The 19,591-nt window shown below is 60.6% G+C and carries 19 protein-coding genes; 13 read left to right on the top strand and 6 right to left on the bottom strand.

Features of this window, described 5'->3' with window-relative positions:
• The first annotated feature begins 60 nt into the window (after nt 1-60).
• Nucleotides 61-519 (top strand): transposase, encoded by a 459-nt coding sequence (locus AB5I78_RS09350; protein WP_145165017.1) that lies wholly within the window; start codon nt 61-63, stop codon nt 517-519.
• Nucleotides 520-627: 108 nt separating this feature from the next.
• On the opposite strand, the gene AB5I78_RS09345 is transcribed toward AB5I78_RS09350, so the two are convergent.
• A complete protein-coding gene (locus AB5I78_RS09345) occupies nt 628-1,068 on the bottom strand; it encodes a heme-binding protein (RefSeq protein ID WP_106576758.1) in 441 nt (146 codons plus the stop codon).
• A 256-nt stretch (nt 1,069-1,324) separates the two neighbouring features.
• On the opposite strand from AB5I78_RS09345, the gene gcl reads away from it, so the two are divergent.
• The 8 genes from gcl (at nt 1,325) to AB5I78_RS09305 (ending at nt 10,794) form a co-directional block, all read left to right on the top strand.
• Entirely contained in the window at nt 1,325-3,100 is a 1,776-nt protein-coding gene (gene gcl, locus AB5I78_RS09340) for a glyoxylate carboligase (RefSeq protein ID WP_145165019.1), read from the top strand.
• A gap of 10 nt (nt 3,101-3,110) precedes the next feature.
• Complete coding sequence (gene hyi / locus AB5I78_RS09335) at nt 3,111-3,893, top strand: hydroxypyruvate isomerase (protein ID WP_242193717.1); 783 nt, start codon at nt 3,111-3,113, stop codon at nt 3,891-3,893.
• 174 nt (nt 3,894-4,067) lie between these two features.
• The gene (locus AB5I78_RS09330; protein ID WP_145165023.1) at nt 4,068-4,958 is read left to right on the top strand and encodes a 2-hydroxy-3-oxopropionate reductase; all 891 of its coding nucleotides are present in this window, start codon (nt 4,068-4,070) and stop codon (nt 4,956-4,958) included.
• 189 nt (nt 4,959-5,147) lie between these two features.
• The gene (locus tag AB5I78_RS09325) at nt 5,148-6,428 is read left to right on the top strand and encodes a glycerate kinase (protein ID WP_369300490.1); all 1,281 of its coding nucleotides are present in this window, start codon (nt 5,148-5,150) and stop codon (nt 6,426-6,428) included.
• A complete protein-coding gene (gene pyk, locus AB5I78_RS09320; RefSeq protein WP_369300492.1) occupies nt 6,418-7,833 on the top strand; it encodes a pyruvate kinase in 1,416 nt (471 codons plus the stop codon). Before AB5I78_RS09325 ends, pyk begins: the two co-directional genes overlap by 11 nt.
• A gap of 122 nt (nt 7,834-7,955) precedes the next feature.
• Nucleotides 7,956-8,828 (top strand): urea transporter, encoded by an 873-nt coding sequence (locus AB5I78_RS09315; RefSeq protein WP_369300493.1) that lies wholly within the window; start codon nt 7,956-7,958, stop codon nt 8,826-8,828.
• A 31-nt stretch (nt 8,829-8,859) separates the two neighbouring features.
• Complete coding sequence (locus tag AB5I78_RS09310; protein WP_262206087.1) at nt 8,860-9,684, top strand: ion transporter; 825 nt, start codon at nt 8,860-8,862, stop codon at nt 9,682-9,684.
• Between the two features lie 105 nt (nt 9,685-9,789).
• Nucleotides 9,790-10,794 (top strand): sulfate ABC transporter substrate-binding protein, encoded by a 1,005-nt coding sequence (locus tag AB5I78_RS09305; RefSeq protein ID WP_262206088.1) that lies wholly within the window; start codon nt 9,790-9,792, stop codon nt 10,792-10,794.
• Nucleotides 10,795-10,930: 136 nt separating this feature from the next.
• Here the strand turns inward: AB5I78_RS09305 and AB5I78_RS09300 are convergent, their stop codons facing one another.
• On the bottom strand, nt 10,931-11,545 hold the full coding sequence (locus tag AB5I78_RS09300; protein WP_145165032.1) for a DUF5666 domain-containing protein: 615 nt from the start codon (nt 11,543-11,545) through the stop codon (nt 10,931-10,933).
• A 178-nt stretch (nt 11,546-11,723) separates the two neighbouring features.
• On the opposite strand from AB5I78_RS09300, the gene AB5I78_RS09295 reads away from it, so the two are divergent.
• Nucleotides 11,724-12,920: an MFS transporter gene (locus tag AB5I78_RS09295; RefSeq protein WP_242193729.1), complete on the top strand. Its 1,197-nt coding sequence runs from the start codon at nt 11,724-11,726 to the stop codon at nt 12,918-12,920.
• A gap of 6 nt (nt 12,921-12,926) precedes the next feature.
• On the opposite strand, the gene AB5I78_RS09290 is transcribed toward AB5I78_RS09295, so the two are convergent.
• Together AB5I78_RS09290 and AB5I78_RS09285 are read right to left on the bottom strand one after the other, a co-directional pair.
• A complete protein-coding gene (locus AB5I78_RS09290; RefSeq protein WP_159955072.1) occupies nt 12,927-13,331 on the bottom strand; it encodes a type II toxin-antitoxin system HicB family antitoxin in 405 nt (134 codons plus the stop codon).
• A gap of 11 nt (nt 13,332-13,342) precedes the next feature.
• Entirely contained in the window at nt 13,343-13,531 is a 189-nt protein-coding gene (locus tag AB5I78_RS09285) for a type II toxin-antitoxin system HicA family toxin (RefSeq protein WP_065901605.1), read from the bottom strand.
• A 225-nt stretch (nt 13,532-13,756) separates the two neighbouring features.
• On the opposite strand from AB5I78_RS09285, the gene AB5I78_RS09280 reads away from it, so the two are divergent.
• Together AB5I78_RS09280 and AB5I78_RS09275 are read left to right on the top strand one after the other, a co-directional pair.
• Entirely contained in the window at nt 13,757-14,413 is a 657-nt protein-coding gene (locus AB5I78_RS09280; protein WP_262206091.1) for a peroxiredoxin-like family protein, read from the top strand.
• Nucleotides 14,414-14,427: 14 nt separating this feature from the next.
• Nucleotides 14,428-15,342: a LysR family transcriptional regulator gene (locus tag AB5I78_RS09275; protein ID WP_369300496.1), complete on the top strand. Its 915-nt coding sequence runs from the start codon at nt 14,428-14,430 to the stop codon at nt 15,340-15,342.
• Here AB5I78_RS09275 and AB5I78_RS09270 read toward each other — a convergent pair.
• Both AB5I78_RS09270 and AB5I78_RS09265 read right to left on the bottom strand, forming a co-directional pair.
• Entirely contained in the window at nt 15,299-17,338 is a 2,040-nt protein-coding gene (locus AB5I78_RS09270; RefSeq protein ID WP_369300497.1) for a M10 family metallopeptidase C-terminal domain-containing protein, read from the bottom strand. The two genes, AB5I78_RS09275 and AB5I78_RS09270, sit on opposite strands and share 44 nt — an antisense overlap.
• A 324-nt stretch (nt 17,339-17,662) precedes the next feature.
• Complete coding sequence (locus AB5I78_RS09265; protein ID WP_369300498.1) at nt 17,663-18,781, bottom strand: cytochrome P450; 1,119 nt, start codon at nt 18,779-18,781, stop codon at nt 17,663-17,665.
• 75 nt (nt 18,782-18,856) lie between these two features.
• Here AB5I78_RS09265 and AB5I78_RS09260 point away from each other — a divergent pair, with 75 nt between their 5' ends.
• Nucleotides 18,857-19,552 carry an ArsR/SmtB family transcription factor gene (locus AB5I78_RS09260; protein ID WP_369300499.1) on the top strand — a complete coding sequence of 232 codons (696 nt, stop codon included), beginning with the start codon at nt 18,857-18,859 and terminating at the stop codon, nt 19,550-19,552.
• Nucleotides 19,553-19,591 lie beyond the last annotated feature (39 nt).

Here is a 19,591-nt window from a genome sequence, read left to right as displayed (position 1 = left end):
GATCAACCCCTGCTTTCAACACCTAGCCTCTCGAAACACCATCTGAAAAGAGGCCATGGAATGCCTGATCTCCCCGCATCAAAACGACTGCGCATCGGTCGTTACAGCGAATCCAACCGAATTTACCTACTCACCACCAACACCCTTGATCGCGCGCCCATTTTCAAGGACTTCAAACTTGGCCGACTGGTTGTCCAACAATTCAGAATCGCCCAGAACCAAGGCTTGGCAACGTCGTTGGCATGGGTAGTCATGCCTGACCATTTCCACTGGCTTATCTCACTAGAGAAAGGTTCCCTTTGCGACTTGATGCGCCAGGTGAAATCCAAAAGCACTCGAGTCGTAAATGCAGTTGCCGGGCGTCAGGGACGTCTTTGGCAACCTGGATTTCACGATCATGCCGTGCGGCGCGAAGAAAGCCTGGAAGGTATAGCCCGCTACATTGTGGCCAACCCCCTGCGAGCAGGCCTGGTGAAGAAGTTTGGCGATTATCCGCTTTGGGATGCGATTTGGATTTGACTGAAGACCGAGTCGCCGCCATCGCGGGCAAGCCCGCTCCCACATTTGGAATGCATACTCATGTGGGAGCGGGCTTGCCCGCGATGGCAATCTATCTGCCACCTCAAATCAAGCAGACACCCCCGCATCCGCCAACAACCCCACGCCCTCAATCGCCGTAATCGCGCACTGCTCATCAATATCCGACGTATCCCCACTGATCCCGATCGCCCCCAGCACCGCCCCTGCCTGATCCCGAATCAACACGCCGCCCGGCGCCGGCACCACGCTGCCCTGCCCGAGGCTGTTCAACGCCGCGATAAATGCCGGACGTTGTTGCGCATCCAACGCCAGCAAACGCGAGCCCTTGCCCAGTGCAATCGCGCCCCAGGCCTTGCCGATGGCGATTTGCGGGCGCAGCAGGCTGGCGCCGTCTTCGCGTTGCAGGGTGACCAAGTGGCCGCCGCTGTCGAGCACCGCAATGGTCAGCGGCGCGGCGCAAATGGTGCGGCCTGCGGTGAGGGCCTGACTGGCCAGTTGGGTGGCGAGTTTCAAGGTTAAAGCGCTCATAGGTGCCGTCCTTCTTTTGTTATTGGGAAAGGGTTGAAGTCTGTTTGATGAGAAGCTCGATCAAACAAATAGAACACAATGAAATTATTTTTTGTATACAATATTTGCGCACAAAGGCTCCATACGTCGAAAAAAGCCATCCAGACCCGCGTAAAGGCCAGTTTATAAAATGCATTGACCTGCCCCGCTCGCCGTGAATACACTTCGATCAAAAACCACTTGTATACAATTACAAAACGCAAGAGGCACCAAAACCATGAGCAAAATGAGAGCAATCGAAGCCGCCGTCCTGGTGATGCGCCGTGAAGGCGTAGACACCGCCTTCGGCATTCCAGGCGCCGCCATCAACCCGCTGTATTCGGCCTTGCAGAAGGTCGGTGGCATCGATCACGTCCTTGCTCGCCACGTTGAAGGCGCCTCGCACATGGCCGAGGGCTACACCCGCACCAAGGCCGGCAATATCGGTGTGTGCATCGGTACCTCGGGCCCGGCGGGCACTGACATGGTCACCGGCCTGTACAGCGCCTCGGCCGACTCGATCCCGATTCTGTGCATCACCGGCCAAGCCCCGCGTGCCCGCATGCACAAAGAGGACTTCCAGGCCGTCGACATCACCAGCATCGTCAAGCCGGTGACCAAGTGGGCGACCACCGTCCTGGAACCCGGCCAAGTGCCTTACGCGTTCCAGAAAGCCTTCTATGAAATGCGCTCCGGCCGCCCTGGCCCGGTGCTGATCGACCTGCCATTCGACGTGCAGATGGCCGAGATCGAGTTCGACATCGACGCCTACCAGCCGCTGCCCCTGGCCAAACCATTGGCCACGCGCATCCAGGTCGAAAAAGCCTTGGCGCTGCTGGACCAGGCCGAACGCCCATTGCTGGTCAGCGGTGGCGGCGTGATCAACGCCGACGCCAGCGAATTGCTGGTGGAGTTCGCCGAATTGACCGGTATTCCAGTAATCCCAACCTTGATGGGCTGGGGCACGATCCCAGACGATCACCCACAGATGGTGGGCATGGTCGGCCTGCAAACCTCGCACCGTTATGGCAACGCGACAATGCTCAAATCGGACGTGGTGCTGGGCATCGGCAACCGCTGGGCCAACCGCCACACCGGTTCGGTGGAGGTGTACACCGAGGGGCGCAAATTCATCCACGTCGACATCGAGCCGACGCAGATTGGCCGCGTGTTTACCCCGGACCTGGGCATCGTTTCCGATGCCGGCTCCGCCCTGACGATGTTCATTGAAGTGGCCCGCGAGTGGAAAGCCGCCGGCAAACTCAAGGACCGCAGCGCCTGGCTGCACGACTGCCAGGAGCGCAAGGCCACCCTGCACCGCAAGACCCACTTCGACAACGTGCCGGTCAAGCCGCAACGCGTGTACGAAGAGATGAACCAGGTGTTCGGCAAAGACACCTGCTACGTCAGCACCATCGGCCTGTCGCAGATTGCCGGCGCGCAATTCCTGCACGTCTACAAGCCTCGTCACTGGATCAACTGCGGCCAGGCCGGTCCCTTGGGCTGGACCATTCCGGCCGCGCTCGGTGTGGTCAAGGCTGACCCGAGCCGCAAAGTGGTGGCGCTGTCGGGCGACTATGACTTCCAGTTCATGATCGAAGAACTGGCCGTGGGCGCGCAGTTCAAGCTGCCGTACATCCACGTGGTGGTGAACAACTCCTACCTGGGGTTGATTCGCCAGGCCCAGCGCGGGTTTGAAATGGACTACTGCGTGCAGCTGTCCTTCGACAACCTCAACGCCCCGGAACTCAATGGTTATGGCGTCGATCACGTGGCCGTCGCCGAAGGCCTGGGGTGCAAGGCGCTGCGTGTGTTCGAACCGGGCCAGATCGCCCCGGCGCTGCGCAAGGCCAAGGAAATGATCGAAGAATTCAAGGTTCCGGTGATTGTTGAGATTATTCTGGAGCGCGTGACCAATATTTCCATGGGCACCGAGATCAACGCCGTCAACGAATTCGAAGATCTGGCCCTGGTCGGCAACGATGCACCGACTGCCATTTCCCTGCTCGATTAAGGAGAACCCTATGCCGCGTTTTGCCGCCAACCTGTCCATGCTGTTTACCGAGCAGGACTTTCTCGCCCGTTTCAAAGCGGCTGCCGATGCCGGCTTCCAGGGGGTCGAGTACCTGTTCCCGTACGAGTTCAGCTCCGCCGAGATCAAGGCGCAACTGGACGCCAACGGCCTGACCCAAGTGCTGTTCAACTTGCCGGCCGGGGACTGGGCCAAGGGCGAGCGCGGCGTGGCGTGCCACCCGGACCGGGTCGAGGAATTCCGCGCCGGGGTCAAGCTGGCCATCGCCTACGCCCAGGTGCTGGGCAATACCCAGATCAACTGCCTGGCCGGCATCCGGCCACAAGGCGTTGACGACCAAACCGTGGAAAAAACCTTTGTCGCCAACCTCAAATACGCCGCCGACAAACTGCAAGCCGCGGGCATCAAGCTGGTCATGGAGATGATCAACACCCGTGACATCCCGGGCTTCTACCTCAACAACACCGCGCAAGCCCTGTCGATTCGCGAGCAGGTGGGCAGCGCCAACCTGTTCCTGCAATACGACATCTATCACATGCAAATCATGGAAGGTGACCTCGCCCGGACCATGGCCGCGCACCTGGGTGAGATCAACCACATCCAGCTGGCGGACAACCCGGGGCGCAACGAGCCGGGAACCGGGGAGATCAACTATCGCTTCCTGTTCGAGCATCTGGATCGCATTGGTTATGCGGGTTGGGTTGGCTGTGAGTACAAGCCGTTGACCACCACTGAAGCGGGATTGGGTTGGCTCAAAACCCACAACGCTATCTAACAGACACACCACAGAACAAGGTGGGAGCTGGCTTGCCTGCGATGGCGGTGTATCAGCCAACTATTTATCAACTGACAGGCCGCTATCGCCGGCAAGCCAGCTCCCACAGTAGATCTTCGGTGTTTGGCAGGCCCGAGACAGGCATGCCCATCTAATAAAAAGAGGATTTTGATCATGGCTAAAATCGGATTTATCGGCACCGGCATCATGGGCGAACCCATGGCTGCGAACCTGCAGAAAGCAGGTCACCAACTGTTCCTCTCCGAACACCACGGCAAGGCTCCGCAAGCCCTGATCGACGCCGGCGCCGTGGCCCTGGCCAACCCCCAGCAAGTGGCGCAGGAAGCCGAATTCATCATCGTCATGGTGCCCGACACCCCGCAGGTCGATGACGTGCTGTTCCGCAAGGATGGCGTTGCGGCCGGCCTGTCGCCGAACAAGGTAGTGATCGACATGAGTTCGATCTCCCCCACCGCCACCAAGGCGTTCGCGGCGAAGATCAACGAAACCGGCGCGCAGTACCTCGACGCGCCGGTGTCCGGTGGTGAAGTCGGCGCCAAGGCCGGCACCTTGAGCATCATGGTCGGTGGCGAGCCGCAGACCTTCGAACGCGCTTTGCCACTGTTCCAGAGCATGGGCAAGAACATCACCCTGGTTGGCGGCAACGGCGATGGCCAGACCGCCAAGGTCGCCAACCAGATCATCGTCGCGCTGAATATTCAGGCGGTGGCCGAAGCGCTGCTGTTCGCCTCGAAAAACGGCGCCGACCCGGCCAAGGTGCGTGAAGCGCTGATGGGCGGCTTTGCTTCCTCGAAGATTCTCGAAGTGCATGGCGAGCGCATGATCAAGGGCACCTTCGATCCGGGTTTCCGCATCAACCTGCACCAGAAGGATTTGAACCTGGCACTGGCCGGTGCCAAGGAGCTAGGCATCAACCTGCCGAACACCGCCGGTACGCAGCAGGTGTTCAGTACGTGCACGGCGATTGGCGGCGGCAATTGGGACCACTCGGCGCTGATCAAGGGCCTGGAGCATATGGCGAATTTTTCGATTCGCGATAAGTAAGAAACACCGTTCCCCCTTTGAAATGCGGTCGAATGTGGGAGCGGGCTTGCTCGCGAAAGCGGTAGGTCAGTCAGCATGGATGTTGAATGAAAGACCGCATTCGCGAGCAAGCCCGCTCCCACAGTTGATCGCATTCCAAGTCTGAAATTGATGCATATCTAATAACAAAAAATCCCCGGGAGCCCGCTTATGTCGGTCGATCCGCAACACCTGCTTCGCGAGCTGTTTGCCACAGCCATCGACGCCGCCCACCCCCGGCAAGTGCTTGAACCTTATCTGCCCGCCGACCGCAGCGGCCGTGTGATCGTAATCGGCGCTGGCAAAGCCGCAGCGGCCATGGCACTCGTGGTCGAGGAATGCTGGCAAGGCGACGTCTCGGGCCTGGTGGTCACCCGCTACGGCCACGGCGCGCCGTGCAAAAAAATCGAAGTGGTCGAAGCCGCACACCCGGTGCCCGATGCCGCCGGCCTGGCGGTGGCCAAGCGCGTACTGGCACTGATCGGCAACCTCACCGAAGACGACCGCGTGATCTTCCTGCTCTCCGGTGGCGGTTCTGCCTTGCTGGCCTTGCCCGCCGAAGGCATCACCCTGGCCGACAAGCAGACCATCAACAAAGCCCTGCTCAAATCCGGCGCGACCATTGGCGAGATGAATTGCGTGCGCAAGCACCTCTCGGCGATCAAGGGCGGGCGCCTGGCCAAGGCCGCTTGGCCGGCGACGGTCTACACCTACGCGATCTCCGACGTGCCGGGCGATCAGGCCACTGTCATCGCGTCCGGTCCCACCGTCGGCGACCCAAGCACCTCGCAGCAAGCCCTGGCAATCCTCAAGCGTTACAGCATCGACGCGCCCGCCTCGGTGCGCAGCTGGCTGCAGAACCCGGCGTCGGAAACCGTCAAGCCCGGCGACCCGGTGCTCGCGCGCAGCCACTTCCAACTGATCGCCCGCCCGCAGCAATCACTGGAAGCCGTGGCGGTGAAAGTGCGCCAGGCCGGTTTCAGCCCGTTGATCCTCGGCGACCTCGAAGGCGAAGCGCGGGACGTGGCCAAGGTACACGCCGGTATCGCCCGACAAATCGTGCAGCACGGCCAGCCGCTGGCGGCACCGTGCGTGATCCTCTCCGGCGGTGAAACCACCGTCACCGTGCGCGGCGATGGCCGCGGTGGGCGCAATGCCGAGTTCCTGCTCAGCCTCACCGACAGCCTCAAGGGCCTGCCCGGCGTGTACGCCCTGGCCGGCGACACCGACGGCATCGACGGTTCGGAAGACAACGCCGGCGCGATCATGACCCCTACCAGCTACGCCCGCGCCGAAGCCCTGGGCCTGTCAGCCAGCGACGAGCTGGACAACAACAATGGCTACGGCTATTTCGCCGCGCTCGACGGTTTGATCATCACTGAGCCGACCCGCACCAATGTCAATGACTTGCGCGCCATCCTGATTCTTGAGACTGCCAAACATGACGCCTGACAAGAAGGTCAAAATCCTCGCCACCCTCGGCCCGGCCACCAACGGCATCGATGACATCCGCGAGCTGGTGGAGGCCGGGGTGAATATCTTTCGCCTCAACTTCAGCCATGGCGACCACGCCGATCATGCCCAACGCTACCAGTGGATCCGCCAGGTGGAGCGCCAGCTCAATTACCCGCTGGGCATCCTGATGGACCTGCAAGGGCCGAAGCTGCGCGTCGGCACGTTTGCCGAGGGCAAGGTGCAACTGGTGCGCGGCCAGGCGTTGCGCCTGGACCTGGACCCAACGCCGGGCGATCAGTGCCGGGTCAACCTGCCCCACCCGGAAATCATCGCGGCGCTGGAGCCGGGCATGGACCTGCTGCTCGATGACGGCAAATTGCGCCTGCGCGTGATCACCAAGCATGCCGATGCCATCGACACCACCGTGCTCAATGGCGGCGAACTGTCCGACCGCAAAGGCGTAAATGTGCCACAAGCCTTGCTGGAACTCAGCCCACTGACCGCCAAGGACCGCCGCGACCTGAGCTTTGGTCTGGAGCTAGGCGTGGACTGGGTGGCGCTGTCATTCGTGCAGCGCCCGGAAGACATCCGCGAGGCCCGCGAGTTGATCGGCGACAAGGCGTTTTTGATGGCCAAGATCGAAAAGCCGTCCGCCGTCCAACGCTTGCAGGAAATCGCTGAGCTGAGTGACGCAATCATGGTGGCCAGAGGAGACCTGGGTGTGGAAGTGCCCGCCGAGAGCGTGCCGCAGATCCAGAAAAACATCATCAGCACCTGCCGCCAGCTGGGCAAACCGGTGGTGGTGGCCACGCAGATGCTCGAATCCATGCGCTTTTCGCCGGCGCCGACCCGCGCCGAAGTGACGGATGTGGCCAACGCGGTGGCCGAAGGCGCAGACGCGGTGATGCTGTCGGCGGAAACCGCTTCGGGTGAATACCCGCTGGAGGCCGTGCAGATGATGAGCAAGATCATCCGCCAGGTGGAAAACGGCCCGGACTACCAGACGCAGCTGGACGTCAGCCGGCCCAAGGCGGACGCCACGGTGTCGGACGCGATCAGCTGCGCGATCCGGCGTATCAGCAGCATTCTGCCGGTGGCGGTGCTGGTCAACTACAGCGAGTCCGGCAGCTCCAGCCTGCGCGCGGCGCGGGAGCGGCCGGTGGCGCCAATCCTCAACCTTACGCCGAACCTCTCTACGGCGCGGCGTTTGAGCGTGGCGTGGGGCGTGCATTCGGTGGTCAACGATCGACTGCGCCAGGTGGATGAGGTGTGTTCCACCGCGCTGGAGATTGCTCAGGCGCAAGGCATGGCGCAGCGCGGGGATACCTTGGTGATTACGGCGGGGGTGCCGTTCGGGCAGCCGGGGTCGACCAACTCGCTGCGCATCGAGACGTTGATTTAGCGTCTGTAAGTGCCTCATCGCGGGCAAGCCCGCTCCCACATTTGATTGTTGTGAACCCGATCAAGTGTGGGAGCGGGCTTGCCTGCGATTGGGGACGACTCGGCCTCACTGACTAAACCACCATGCACAACCCAACCTGCCCCGACTGGGCCGAAGCCCTGCTCAATGGCTTCAGCCAGATCTTCCTGCAACGCCAGCCACTGTGTGGCTTGCTGTGCCTGCTGGCCATCCTGATCGGCGCCCCGGCCTTATTCGGCGGCGCATTATTGGGTGGCGTCGCCGGTTTGCTCACGGCCCAGCGCCGGGGTTATCCCAAGGCCGAACGCCAAGCGGGCCTTTACAGCTACAACGGCGTGCTGCTGGGCTTGCTGATCAGCCAGCACTTTGCCTGGTCGGCGTTGTTGCCGCCGCTGATCCTGGCGTGCGGCGGCCTGAGTGCGATGCTCACGCGGCAATGGTTGAAACACGCCCCTGCACCAGATGACTTGCCCGCCTACACCGCGCCCTTTGTCGGCCTCGGCTGGTTGCTGATCGGCGCAGTGCCTGACAGCACATTCACGCTGACCGAACCCGACACCCTGGACGTGCTCACCGCGCCCTTCACCGGGCTCGCACAAATCATGTTGCTGGACCAGCCGTTGGCTGGCGCTCTGATTGCGCTTGGCCTGTTGCTGGCCAACCGCCGCGCCGCGCTGTGGGCACTCACGGGCGCCGCTACCGGCGTGTTGATCGCCCTGTGGCTGGACGAACCCGCCAGCGCCCTCCTCGGCCTGCACAGCTATAACCCGGCGCTGGCCGCGCTGGCGTTAAGCCAGTCACGCCGCCGACCCTGGCAGCCGCTGCTCGGCATCCTTCTGGCGGTCATGCTCACGCCCGGTTTCGCCGCCCTGCACCTGCCCGCATTGACGGCGCCGTTTATCCTCGCCTGCTGGCTGGTACACGCCAGCCAGCGGATGTTCAAAGCCCGCGTGGACAGCCCGTTCGAATCCCCCTAGGCTTGCCCGATATTCGATTCGGGCGGGATTTATGCGTAGCAACAACGACTGGCGTCAGCGCCTCTATGTAATGGTGTTCCAAAGCGACACCGTGGCCGGCCGGCGCTTCGACAGCACCCTGTTGCTGATCATCCTCGCCAGCCTTGTGATCGTGATCCTCGACAGTATCCAGACCGTCCACGACAACTACGCCGACGTGCTGGCCTACATCGAGTGGGGCTTTACCGTCATCTTCGCCATCGAATACAGCCTGCGGCTGTATTGCTCGCCCAAGCCGTTGCGTTATGCGTTCAGTTTTTATGGGCTGGTGGATTTACTTGCCATCGTGCCCGGCATCCTCGCGCTGTATTACAGCGACGCTCAGTACCTGCTGATCATCCGCATTATTCGGATGCTGCGGATTTTCCGCGTGCTCAAGCTCAGCCCGTACCTCAAGCAAGCCAACTACTTGATGGCGGCGCTGCGTGGCAGCAAGCAGAAGATCGTGGTGTTTCTGGTCAGCGTGTGCACCCTGGTGACCGTATTCGGCACGCTGATGTACGTGATCGAAGGCCCGGAACACGGGTTTACCAGTATTCCCAAAGGCATCTACTGGGCGATCGTGACGCTGACCACCGTGGGCTTTGGCGACATCGTGCCGAAGACCCCGCTGGGCCAGGTCATTTCGTCGCTGGTGATGATCACCGGTTATTCGATCATCGCCGTGCCCACCGGGATTTTTACCGCCGAGTTGGCCAGTGCCATGCGCGGTGAACAACTGCAGCACGATTGCCCGGTGTGCAAGAAAGACAACCACGAGCCCAACGCAGCGTTTTGCTCGCGCTGTGGCAGCAACCTGTTTCGTAAAGTGGAATAAGCAAAGTTCGTTTTAATCTTTAAACGTCTATACGGGCGCGGCTATAGTCGGTGGCAAAATGCCCCCACTCAATCGACAACCTTCTCGAACAACAAGGAATGAGCAGTGAAAAAACTCGTTAGCGCCTCCTTACTGGCCGCCGGCCTAGCCCTGGCGGGCGCCGTCCAGGCTGCCCCCGTCACACTGCTCAACGTCTCCTATGACGTGATGCGCGACTTCTACAAGGACTATAACGCCGCCTTCCAAAAGCACTGGGAAGCCGAGCACCCGAACGACAAGCTGACCTTGCAGATGTCCTTCGGCGGCTCCAGCAAACAGGCGCGCTCGGTGATCGACGGCCTGCCGGCTGACGTGATCACCATGAACATGGCCACCGACATCAATGCCCTGGCGGACAACGGCAAGCTGGTGCCGGACAACTGGGTCACCCGTCTGCCGAACAACAGCGCGCCGTTCACCTCCGCCACCGTGTTTATCGTGCGCAAGGGCAACCCCAAGGCCCTCAAAGACTGGCCAGACCTGCTCAAAGATGGCGTGCAAGTGATCGTGCCCAACCCGAAAACCTCGGGCAACGGCCGCTACACCTACCTGTCGGCCTGGGGTTATGTGCTCAAGAACGGCGGCGATGAAGACAAGGCGAAGAAGTTCGTTGGCGAACTGTTCAAACACGCGCCAGTGCTGGACACCGGCGGCCGTGCAGCCACCACCACGTTCATGACCAACCAGATTGGCGACGTGCTGGTGACCTTTGAAAACGAGGCAGAAATGATCGCGCGTGAATTTGGCCGTGATCAGTTCGAAGTGATCTACCCAAGCGTCTCTGCCGAGGCGGAACCACCGGTGTCGGTGGTCGACAAAGTCGTCGAGAAGAAAGGCACCCGCGTGGCGGCCGAAGATTACTTGAAGTACCTGTGGTCGCCTGAAGGTCAGGAAATCGCAGCCAACAACTACCTGCGTCCCCGCGACCCGACGGTGTTGGCCAAGTACACCGACCGCTTCCCGAAAGTCGACTTCCTGTCGGTGGAGAAGACCTTTGGAGACTGGCGCACCGTGCAGAAAACCCACTTCAATGATGGTGGGATTTTTGATCAGATCTACAGCGGTCAGTAAACCGCTTTAACTGAAGAAATGCAGTCAAGTGTGGGAGCTGACTTGCCTGCGACAGCATCACCTCGCAATGCCTGAAACACCGAGGTGCTTGCATCGCAGGCAAGCCAGCGCCCACATTTGGTTGAGTGTTTGGCGGTTACATCGGCGGTGTCACGCCGTCCTTACCGGCCGAAATCGCCTGAGCGGTAACCGTCCCATCCGCCGCCTGCGATGCAAACATCACCACCTTCACGCCGGGCTTCAACAAACTGCGATCCCCTGGCTCCAGGTTGACGATCGGCACATCATCCGGCACTACAATCTTCTGCTCGCCGCCTTTGTACTTCACGGTCAAGGTGCGCCCGTTGCTGACCACCAGGTCGCCGACGGTGCCGTTGGTCATGCTGCTGCCTTCTTTCAAGTCAAACGCACGGTGCCCATCGCCCGTGCCGGCCATGGCCGGTGGAAACACGTGAACTTCCAGGGCAGTCAGGGTGCCATCGGCATTCGGCATGGCGGCCGACCCGATGTAGCTGCCGGGCTTGATTTCATCAATTTTGGCCAGGGTAACGGCGCGGACCTGGGTGTCTTTGGTCAGGTGCACGGTGACGTCTTCACCGCTGTTGACCTTGACGTGCATTGCGTCGCCATCGATTGCCGTAATAGCGCCGCGCACACCGACCCGCGGCGCGTCGGCGGCATTGGCCAACCCGATGGCCATGGCGGCGGCCAAGGTTGAAGCCAGGATCATCTTGTTCAGCGAAATTTTCATGAAAGTGGATTTCCTGTTTCGGCAGTTGTGACTGAATGTATCATTGCCGTTCGACTCAACAGTTAACGATTCAGTCATTAATTTGCGGCATGAGTGTTATCACCCATAGCGCCCTACTCCGGCCGTGCGGTTGTCTTTACTCTCGCACGCCATCTTCCTTCGCTTTAACGAGAACACCATGAACGCTACCCCACACGCTTCAAGCACCATGACCCGAGGCATGGTGATGCTGTTTGCGTTCTGTTGCGGCGCCATTGTTGCCAACATCTACTACGCCCAACCGATCATCGAACTGATTGCACCCGACATTGGCCTGACTCCGGCGATGGCCAGCCTGATCGTGTCGCTGACACAAATCGGCTACGCCTTGGGCCTGTTCTTCCTGGTACCGCTGGGTGACTTGCTGGAAAACCGCAAGCTGATGATCGCCACCACCGTATTGGCCATCGCCAGCCTACTGGGTGCCGCCTTCACCGAGCAGCCGAATTTGTTCCTGCTTGTGTCGTTGTTGATCGGATTCAGTTCCGTCTCGGTGCAGATCCTGATCCCGCTGGCGGCGCACCTGGCGCCCGCCGAATCCCGTGGCCGCGTGGTTGGCAGCATCATGGGCGGCCTGTTGCTTGGCATTCTGCTGGCACGGCCGGTGTCCAGCGTGGTGGCCGACCACTTCGGCTGGCGCGCGATGTTCATGGCCGCCGCGGCCTTGATGGCCTTCATCAGCGTGGTCTTGCTGATGACCATCCCCAAGCGCCAGCCCGACCACAGCGCCAGCTACGGCCAACTGCTGCGCTCACTCGGTACGCTGCTGCGCAAGCAACCGGTATTGCGCCAGCGGGCGTTCTACCAAGGCTGCATGTTTGCCACCTTCAGCCTGTTCTGGACCGCCGCGCCGCTTGAGCTGGCACGCAATCATGGCCTGAGCCAAAGCGAGATCGCGTTGTTCGCCCTGGTCGGTGCACTGGGCGCGATCGCCGCCCCAATCGCCGGCCGCCTGGCCGACGCCGGCCACACGCACCGCGCTTCACTGCTGGCGATGCTGTTTGCCGCCTTGAGCTTTTTGCCCGCCTTCGTGCACCCGCTGTACAGCGTGATCGGCCTGGCCGTCACCGGTGTGGTGCTGGACTTTTGCGTGCAGATGAACATGGTCCTCGGCCAACGCGCCATCTACGCGCTCGACGCCAACAGCCGCAGCCGCCTGAATGCGCTGTACATGACCAGCATCTTCATCGGCGGCGCCTTCGGCTCGGCGATTGCCAGCAGTGTGTATGAACACGGCGGCTGGCTGGGCGTGATGCTGGTGGGCAGTGCGTTCCCACTGGTGGCGTTGTTGCGGTTCCTGAGTGCTTCGCGCACGGTGGCCGTTGCCACGGCCTGATCGCGACTAGGAGCGCACCAACTTCTCCAAGGCCGCATCCGCCAGAAATGACGAGCGGCTTTTGACCTTGTGCTCGCGCACATAGCGGTCGATTCGCTGGATGACATAACCGGGCAAGGTCACATTGACCTTCTCGGTCTTGCCCAGATAGGGCGAGATGTCCAATTCCAACATCCCCCAGCCCATCCCGGCGTAGTCTTCGTTCGCGTGGTGGTTAGCCACCGAGGTGGGCATCGGAATCGGCCCGCCTTCGGCGGCGATCTCTTGCAGCATGATGTGCGCGACTTCCACGGCGGCGTTGTACGCCTCTTCGAAGCTGTCCCCGGCGGTGACCGCGCCTGGAATATCGGGGATCTGAATACCGGTGGCGGTAAAGTCATCGCCCCATTCGATACACATTGGGTATTGCATGAGTGCTCTCCTTAAAACTGAAACAGCCCGGCGCGTTTCCTGATGCTTCTGACGGTGCCCAGGGGCAAGTCTTTCTTGGGGTGCGGCACCGGGATCGTGTACGGGTTATAGCGGTGAGTGAAAATATGATGACTGCCCGTAACCCGATCCAGCACCCAACCCGCCTCTTGCAGCTCCTTGATCAATAACCTGCTTTGCACCTCAGCCTCCTTGGCCTGGCTTGATAAAAGTAACCCTAGAGTTATATTTACTCAAGCACAGATTGCTTCAACAGGAGTGACGGCTGTATGTCTAAATATTGGAAATAAACGGTGTTTATTCCAGCAGGGCATAATTCATATGCGCCTTACCCTGCTTCTTCGCCCGCTCTGCCACACCCATTATCCCTCCAGCCAACTCGGCTCATCTCCTGAGGGAATATCACCATGACACTTCAAGCCACACTTGATGCCTTCCGTGCTGACTTCAAAGCCGGCAAGCCTCCCTACAACGCGCCAGCGCATATCCATCCGATCATGGAACGCGCCACAGCCGAGCTGATCGCGTCCGGCGCCGCACAGCGTGCGTTGAAGGTGGGTGACAAGGCGCCGTTGTTCAGTCTCAAGGATGCCAACGGTACGTTGGTGTCCTCAGCCGATCTGTTGGCCAACGGCCCCTTGGTGCTGACGTTCTACCGCGGCGTGTGGTGCCCGTATTGCAATATGGAGCTGCAAGCGCTGCAAACCTTTTTGCCGACGTTGAAAGGCCACGGCGCAAGCCTGCTGGCCCTGTCGCCGCAGACTGCCGCCAACAGCCGTAAATCCGAACGCATCACCGAGTTGGGTTTCCCGATCCTCAGCGATACCCACAACGACGTTGCCGATGCATTCGGTCTGCGCTTTCAGCTGCCGGACTACCTGATCGAGCTCTACAAGGCCCTGGGCAACAACTTGCCGCTGATCAATGACGACCCAGCCTGGACCCTGCCGATGCCAGCGCGCTACGTGATCGGCCAGGACAGCGTGATTCGTTACGCCGAGGTCAACCCGGATTACACTCAACGCCCAGAACCGTCGGCGATGCTCGACGCCCTCACCCAATAACCCAAGGACACCCGATGGACCGCCTCACCGCCATGGAAACCTTCGTGAACGTGGTCGAAACCGGCTCGTTCTCAGCTGCCGCCAAACGCTTGGGGATAGGCCAGCCCGCTGTCTCCAAAAGCATCGCGCAATTGGAGGCGCGCCTGGCGGTGCGGTTGGTGTTGCGCTCCACGCGCGGCCTGACACCGACCGAGGCGGGCCTGGCGTTTTTCGAAAAGGCCAAGCGCGCCATCGACGAAGCCAACGAGGCCGATGACGCCGCACGCGGTGCAGGCGCCGGGCTGTCGGGCAACTTGCGCATCAGCGCTGCAACCACCTTCGCGCGGTTGCACATCATTCCTCACCTGGGCTCGTTCCTGGCTCAATACCCCGCCTTGAACGTCGAAGTGGTGCTCAACGACCACAGCCTCAACCTGGTGGAAGAAGGCATCGACGTCGCCCTGCGTATGGGCAACTTGAGCGACTCGGGCCTTACCGCACGCAAGATCGGCCAATCCCCGCGGCAAATCCTCGCCACCCCGGCCTACTTCGAACGCTGTGGCGAGCCGGCCACGCCAGCGGATTTGCTGCAACACCAGGCAATCATCTACAGCCTGGGCGGCGGCTCAAACTGGACGTTCAGCCAGGGCGACAGTCACTACCCGGTCGTCGCCCGCGGCCGCATCCGCGTCACCGCCGCAGAGGGCGTGCGCGCCGCGGTGCTGAACCATTTGGGCCTGACCATGGCATCGACCTGGATGTTTGCCCCGGAACTGGCCAGTGGTGAGGTCAAGCCCGTGCTGACCGACTGGCAACTGCCGCCGATTGATTTATGGGCGGTGTTCCCCACCGGCAGGATGGCGAGTGCCAAGACACGCGCGTTTGTGGAGTACGTGCAAACCCTGATCAGCGCCGATGCGCAGTCAGGCCAAGTACATCCTGGGGCTTGATCAAACGCGGGCTCTTAATCAGGAAGTCAGACTGGCGGTCGCCCAATAGGTCGATGCCGACAAAGTAGCGGCCGCTCTGTGGGTGGTATTTGACCACGGTGTCGCCAACGCGCCCCGTGTAGTCTTGCACCAGGCGCAAGGGGGTCGCGTACTGCTTGGCCAGTGCCCTCAGATCGATAGTGTCCTCGCCACTGGCGAAATCCATGAGCACATCGGCATCGTGACAGGTCGAGTCATTGGCCTGGTCATATTTGAACGTGTTTCTACCGCCCACGCCCCAGAGCACATCGCCGCCAGCACCGCCAGTGAGGACGTTGTCCACCGCGTTGCCGATGAGCGTGTCCTGGCCGGAGCCGCCAATCGCATTCTCCACGACAACGTCTCTGGCAATGGCGACGTTGTTGCGCAGACCGCCCACACTGGAGGCGGAGTTATGGCGCAAATCGATGGTTTGGTGATGCTCGAAACCGGAAAAATCCAGGGTATCGTTGCCGCCCGCGTCCTGTACCAGGAAGCGCGGCGCGCCGCTGCCGGCATGCAGGCTGCTTGCGCGATCACCGCTGTTGGCGTTGAAGCCATAAACCGTATCGTGCGCCTTGAGGCCAGATACAAACCCCGACGTGGAGCTGCGTTGGCGTTTGAGGTTCGTCAGCCCACGCACGGCCCCGGCACCCGTGACAATGTCACTGGCGCGAATCCTCCCTGCACTTTTGAGAAACAAATCGGCTATGCCCTGGCCCGTCAGGTCAAGGCTCAAACTGCCAGCGCCACTGCTCTGGTCATGGCTGAGGACGATCTCGCCGGGCCGTCCCGTGAACTGCTCAACCACGTAAAAATGCCTGATGGAGGTATTTCTCAACAGGCCGGAAAGATCGATTTTGTCGGTACCGCTGGTGAAATCCAGAATCTCGTCTGGCTGACCCAGGGTAGAGTCGCTCGCCCTGTCGTACACAAAGACATCCGCGCCGCCACCGCCGCGCAACCTGTCCGCACCCGCCCCACCGCGAAGCCTGTTGCCCACCTCGTTTCCGTTGATTTGGTCGTCGCCCGAACCGCCGACAGCGTTTTCCAGCGTAACGCCCTTGGCGATGGATACATTGCCCTTCAGGCCGCCCACGCTGGAAAACGACTCAGCTTGCAGGTTGATGGTCTGATCCTGGGAAAACCCGGAAACGTCCAGCGTGTCATTGCCGCCCCCGTCCCAAATGCAAAAGATCGGCGCATCGTTCGCGGACTCAAGGCTCAAGTGATCACGGCCCGTGTTGGAGTTGAACCCGTAGGTCGTATCGGTCGATCGCGTATTGAAATTGGCGCCGTAGAGTTTTTGTATCGCGGCAATGTCATCTTTCATGGGCACACACGGATGGCGCCGTTGGAAGTCATGGCCCGGCTGATTGGTTTCATCCCAATAACTCATTACGCTGCACGCCTTGGTGTCTTGCTCGTAGGGGGTCTGGGCATAGTTGTGCACTTGCTTGCCATATTCGCCAGGGTGACCAAGGCCCAGGGCGTGACCCAACTCATGAACTGCGGTAAATAAAAAGTAATCGCCGTGCGCGGGGACTTCGCGAGCACCCTGCGTTCCAATGGTGGCGTTTATGTCACCGTAATACTGATTGGGTAACTGTGACACGCCACCACTGGTACGAGGATCGGCTGCAATGGTTATTGAGCCGTCTGCGCAGGTTGAATTCTCTTTGAATATGATAGTAGTCACGTCTTGCCACATTTGAAGTGCCTGGCGAATGGACACTTTTTGTTGTGCAGAGAACTTTTCGTCAAGGGTAAAAGACAACTCGATTTTACCGTCGCCATCGCGATCGTAATGGCGATAGCCTCGTCGCAGGATCTGTTTGGCAGCCTCATCCGTGCCGAAAGCAGGTTTCTGGGCCGCTGCCGTGGCAACGTGCGCAGGGTGTGTGAAAGCAGGTGCACTGGACGCAGCTAATGGAGGGTGATGTGGATGATGACCAACAAATGAAGTGGCAACGCGCATATAACATCCTTTGAAAACGTTAAGTCGACCCGAAACAGGGCCCAAGACGCGGCAACTTACTTAACCGCCAAACTAACCTCCCACATCAAAAAACCGAGCGCCAGCCCTGACAATGTTTCACACCCAAACATATAACAACTGGATACATAAACTTAACATCCACACACAAGAATATTCATTTACGCGCACTGCACAATCAAACCCTCGCCCGAAAACAGGCACTTTAAAACACTATAAAACATATAAAGTTTAGAATTACCTCACGTTTTAAACTCAGCATGGAAACAAAACCCTACACACTTAATAGTCTGGAAGTGGCTCGCGTTACTGATATATCCCTGCAGATTCAAACCGCGGGATTCGCCCATTCAGCGACGGCCAGTAACCGCACTGGCGAGCATCGGCCCAGGCGCTCGGCTGGCGCAATAATTCGCGCAGCGCTTGCGACGCGATGTTCAACGCGAGCGTTTGGCCCGGGCATTGGTGCCTACCAACGCCAAAGCTGAACAAGCGTCGATGGGGTCGCTCAAGCAGAATGCTGTCTGGGTCAGGGTTCGCTTCGGGGTCCCGGTTCGCGGCGGCCAGCAGCACGAGAACGGTATCGCCCGGCTCTAGAAGGCTACTGCCAATCGAGCAGGGCCCGGCCGCAAATCGCCGCGTGTTCTGTACCGGCGAGTCATAGCGGGCCACCTCCTCCACCAGCGCTGGCACCAGGGCCGGTACGCGCAGGATGTGCGCCAGCAGGTCAGGCCGCCGGGCGAGTGTGACCAGCGTATTGCCAATCAGGCCGGCACTCGCATCACACGTCTGGGAGAGCAAGCCGATCAGGTTAGGCGTCAGTGCCTTTGGGTCACCCCACTCGCCGTGGAGAAGCTGCTTGAGCAACCCGGTCTGCTCGAGCACCGCACTGAACACCTGCCCCAGTTGCACAGCGCCAGCATCGGCGGCGCGCAAGTGAGCCTGGCTGCTCAGCGGCGAAAGACACGCGACAAAATCCCGGGTCAGCGCGGCGACACTGTGCAATCGCTCGCCAGGCAGACCCAGCAGCGAGCCGACCACAGCGACCGGCAACGTGAACATCCACTCATCGAGGCTCTGCAGGCGCGTGCTGACTTGCCTCACCACCCTGGCGATATGCCCTGCGTCCAACCTGGCCAGAGCAGGTTCGACCACCGCCCTGGGGCACTGGTGGGCCGCGCCCTCGTTCATGCGCATCAACTTGGCGAACACCTGCCCCGCCGCACCGTCCGCGATCGCCGCAGGCACCGGCTCGTGTGACGGGCGTACCCGGCAGTCAGGGTGCGTCAGCACGGCCTCGACAGTCCTGGCGCTGCTAGCGATCCACAGTCCCAGTTCAGCATCGAACGACAGCCCATCGTTACGCCGAAGGGCCGCGTAATAGGCGTAAGGGTCGGCATGGGTAGCGGCTTGCAGCGGTGTCATCGGGCACGTCCTGTTTGCAAAAGAAGCGTTACTATTTGCCCTCTCACACGGCAACGATTCGCTCAGGAACGAAATATGCACGCTCAGGACGAGGACACGGCGCTTTCACACGTGGCGGGGGCGATTGCGGAGCCCGCGCGCACGAAAATGCTCTGTTCGCTGATGGATGGTCACGCACGTACCAGCACCGAGATGGCGGCGATTGCCCAGGTCAGCGCCTCGACCGCCAGTGCCCATTTGGCCAGGCTCAAGAACGATGGCCTGCTTACGCTGCACACCCAGGGACGTCATCGCTATTACAGCCTGGCTGGGCCGCACGTGGCCCAGGCCATCGAGGGCCTGATGGTGATCAGCCGCAACACCAGCAAGGGTTTCGTCCCGACCACGCCCACGCGTTTGCAGTTTGCGCGCACCTGCTACGACCACATGGCCGGTACCCTGGCGGTGCACCTGCACGACCATTTCATCGCATCCGGCTGGTTGGTCGGCGACGGCGCTTACCAACTCAGCGCGGCGGGTGAACAAGCCATGACCGAATTGGGCATCGATGTGCCCGCACTGCGCACGCAGCGCCGACGCTTCGCCTGTTCGTGCCTGGACTGGAGTATGCGCCGTCCGCACCTCGCCGGTGCTTTGGGCGCGGCATTGCTGCAAAGCGTTATCCGCCGTGAATGGGTGACCCAGGACCTGGACAGTCGCGCATTGGCGTTAACGGCCAAGGGACGCAAGGCGTTGGCAAGCCGATTTGGAATGGAGACGTGCAAACAATAAAGATCACACTGTGGGAGCGGGCTTGCTCGCGAATGCGCT

It is taken from the genome of Pseudomonas sp. N2-3-1-14 (genome assembly GCF_041228395.1).
GTDB lineage: Bacteria > Pseudomonadota > Gammaproteobacteria > Pseudomonadales > Pseudomonadaceae > Aquipseudomonas.
The sequence above is the reverse complement of the archived record's forward strand: the minus strand, read 5'-3'. Positions and strand labels throughout refer to the sequence as shown.

What these genes read in the sequence shown, in the direction of transcription:
- AB5I78_RS09350 (WP_145165017.1), top strand. Translation starts at nt 61, where the DNA reads ATGCCTGATCTCCCCGCATCAAAACGACTGCGCATCGGTCGTTACAGC.
- AB5I78_RS09345 (WP_106576758.1), bottom strand. Translation starts at nt 1,068, where the DNA reads ATGAGCGCTTTAACCTTGAAACTCGCCACCCAACTGGCCAGTCAGGCC.
- gcl (WP_145165019.1), top strand. Translation starts at nt 1,325, where the DNA reads ATGAGCAAAATGAGAGCAATCGAAGCCGCCGTCCTGGTGATGCGCCGT.
- hyi (WP_242193717.1), top strand. Translation starts at nt 3,111, where the DNA reads ATGCCGCGTTTTGCCGCCAACCTGTCCATGCTGTTTACCGAGCAGGAC.
- AB5I78_RS09330 (WP_145165023.1), top strand. Translation starts at nt 4,068, where the DNA reads ATGGCTAAAATCGGATTTATCGGCACCGGCATCATGGGCGAACCCATG.
- AB5I78_RS09325 (WP_369300490.1), top strand. Translation starts at nt 5,148, where the DNA reads ATGTCGGTCGATCCGCAACACCTGCTTCGCGAGCTGTTTGCCACAGCC.
- pyk (WP_369300492.1), top strand. Translation starts at nt 6,418, where the DNA reads ATGACGCCTGACAAGAAGGTCAAAATCCTCGCCACCCTCGGCCCGGCC.
- AB5I78_RS09315 (WP_369300493.1), top strand. Translation starts at nt 7,956, where the DNA reads ATGCACAACCCAACCTGCCCCGACTGGGCCGAAGCCCTGCTCAATGGC.
- AB5I78_RS09310 (WP_262206087.1), top strand. Translation starts at nt 8,860, where the DNA reads ATGCGTAGCAACAACGACTGGCGTCAGCGCCTCTATGTAATGGTGTTC.
- AB5I78_RS09300 (WP_145165032.1), bottom strand. Translation starts at nt 11,545, where the DNA reads ATGAAAATTTCGCTGAACAAGATGATCCTGGCTTCAACCTTGGCCGCC.
- AB5I78_RS09295 (WP_242193729.1), top strand. Translation starts at nt 11,724, where the DNA reads ATGAACGCTACCCCACACGCTTCAAGCACCATGACCCGAGGCATGGTG.
- AB5I78_RS09290 (WP_159955072.1), bottom strand. Translation starts at nt 13,331, where the DNA reads ATGCAATACCCAATGTGTATCGAATGGGGCGATGACTTTACCGCCACC.
- AB5I78_RS09280 (WP_262206091.1), top strand. Translation starts at nt 13,757, where the DNA reads ATGACACTTCAAGCCACACTTGATGCCTTCCGTGCTGACTTCAAAGCC.
- AB5I78_RS09275 (WP_369300496.1), top strand. Translation starts at nt 14,428, where the DNA reads ATGGACCGCCTCACCGCCATGGAAACCTTCGTGAACGTGGTCGAAACC.
- AB5I78_RS09270 (WP_369300497.1), bottom strand. Translation starts at nt 17,338, where the DNA reads ATGCGCGTTGCCACTTCATTTGTTGGTCATCATCCACATCACCCTCCA.
- AB5I78_RS09265 (WP_369300498.1), bottom strand. Translation starts at nt 18,781, where the DNA reads ATGACACCGCTGCAAGCCGCTACCCATGCCGACCCTTACGCCTATTAC.
- AB5I78_RS09260 (WP_369300499.1), top strand. Translation starts at nt 18,857, where the DNA reads ATGCACGCTCAGGACGAGGACACGGCGCTTTCACACGTGGCGGGGGCG.